We start from the raw sequence: 2,134 nt of genomic DNA on the forward strand, positions 1-2,134 counted from the left end.
CCCAACGCCCCGAGCCCGCCGAACTGCTCGCCCGCTTCCGCCGGGACCAGACCGGGATGCCGTCCACGCGGAGCGGGGCCCGCTGGCTGCCGCCGCGGTGGACGGAACTGATCGGCGCGTACGCGACCCAGGGCCTGGAGCTCGCGAACGCCGCCCGCCCCGCCGACCCGGCGGCGCCGACCGTCGACGAGCGTACGAACGTGGTGCCGCCGCCCCGCCCGACGATGGTCTACACGGAGGAGCGCAAGGCCCGTGCCGCCCGCGACCGCGCCCGCCGCGAACGTACGCGGCAGGAACTGGCGGCTCTCGCGGCGCTGGCGGAGCGGCAGCGGGCGGAGCAGGCCGAGCGGGAGCGGGCGGAGCGCGAACAGGCCGAGCGCGCCGAACAGGAACGGGCGGAGCGCGAAAGGGCGGAGGCCGCCCGGCAGGAGGCGCGGCGCGTCGAGCGCGAGCGCGCGGAGGCCGCCCGGCAGGAGGCCGCCCGCGCCGAGCGGCAACGGGCCGCGCAGAACCAGGCCCGGCGGGAAGCGGCCGCTCGGGAGCGGGCCAGGCGGGAGCGGGCCGAAAGGCAGCGCGCGGAGGAGGCCGCCCGCGCCGAGCAGGCGATCCGTGCCGCGCGTGCGCGGGCCGCCTCGGCCGCCAACGCCTCGCCCGCCGGGGGCACGACGCGCCCGCCGGGCGCCTCCTCGGGCAGCTCCTCGAACTGGGGCTGGCTGATCGCCGTCGCCGTCGTCGTCGCTCTGGTGTTCTGGCAGCCCTGGGACACCTCGGGGAAGACGAGCGGCAGCGGCAGTTCCTCCGCCGGCACCACCACGTCCGGCTCCGTCACGTCCGGCAGCGGGCTCGACACCCACTCCGACGACGAGAACACCGGCACCGACGGCAACGAGAGCAGCGACGACTCCGCAGGCACCACGGACGGGTCGGACAACACCGCCGACGAGCCGTCGCCGACCCCGACGCCCACACCCACACCGACCCCCACCCCCGACGCCACCGACCGGGCGTTCCGCGCCGTGCGCGCCGGCGACTGCCTCAATGTGTACAGCGACGGGCACGGCAAGATGAGCGCCGAGACCCCGGTCCGGGTCAACTGCCGTTCCTGGAAGGCCTATATGCATGTCAACCGTGTCACCTCCCGGTCCGGGGAGGCCAGCTCCTGCGACACGGGGCAGGGCTTCACCTGGTGGCACAAGTCCGGCGAGGACGGGATCGAGCGCACGCTCTGCCTCGACCGCGTGTACCAGGTGGGCCAGTGCTTCCCCGCACAGGTGCAGGGGTCCGTCAGCGCCGATCTGACGGTGGTGCTGTCCTGCAAATCGTCGACCGTGCCCCGGGCCGGCCAGTCGATCCTCCGGATCACCGGGTACTACCGGGCGCCCTCGGCCGGCACCGAGTGGACCTGTCCGGCAGGGAGCGGGGAGCGGTTCTGGTACTGGCAGGTGAACAACGGCCGGAGCATCATCTGCGCCTCGGCGGCCTGACCGGGCACGGCCCGACGTCCCCCGTACAACCCCGTTGCCTGTCCCGGACCGTCCGCGCGCTGTCCGGGACAGGCCGGTCCGTATCCCCGCACGAGGTCGCGTGCCACCGTGAGGGAGGTGCGGTTGTGCGACAGGGGGAAGTGACATGGCCGGGGCGCGGGTTCAGGCGCTGAGCGGGGACGATCCGAGGTTTCTGGGGCCGTACCGGCTGATCGGACGGCTGGCGTCCGGCGGCATGGGGCGGATCTATCTGGCCGTGGGCGGCGGACGGGGCGCGGAGCAGGACGCCGTCGAACTCGTCGCGGTGAAGACGCTGCTGGCCGAGGGTGAGATCACCGAGACCGACCGGCGGCGCTTCGCCCGCGAGGTGCAGCTCGCACAGCGGATCGACAGCGTGCACACGGCGCGGGTACGGAACTCCGATCCGGCCGCCCCGCGCCCCTGGATGGCGATCGACTACATCGCCGCGCCCCCGCTCTCCGAGCTCGTCCGCACCTGCGGGGTGCTGCCCGCCTCGGCGGTGCGGTGGGTGGCGGCCGGTACGGCGGAGGCGCTGGTCACTCTCCACCGGGAGGGCATCGTCCACCGCGACGTGAAGCCGCAGAACGTGCTGCTGCCGCTGGAAGGCCCACGGGTCATCGACTTCGGCA

The 2,134-nt window shown here is 74.6% G+C and carries 1 protein-coding gene and 1 pseudogene; both read left to right on the forward strand.

Annotated elements, in window-relative coordinates:
* A pseudogene (locus tag IE107_RS34325) lies at window positions 1–1,484 on the forward strand (hypothetical protein); the annotation flags it as partial.
* A gap of 145 nt (window positions 1,485–1,629) precedes the next feature.
* Window positions 1,630–2,134 (forward strand): protein kinase domain-containing protein (locus IE107_RS34330; protein ID WP_189548256.1); only part of this gene is annotated, 505 nt, incomplete at its 3' end.

Origin of the sequence: Streptomyces gelaticus (assembly GCF_014649535.1) — a bacterium.
GTDB lineage: Bacteria > Actinomycetota > Actinomycetes > Streptomycetales > Streptomycetaceae > Streptomyces > Streptomyces gelaticus.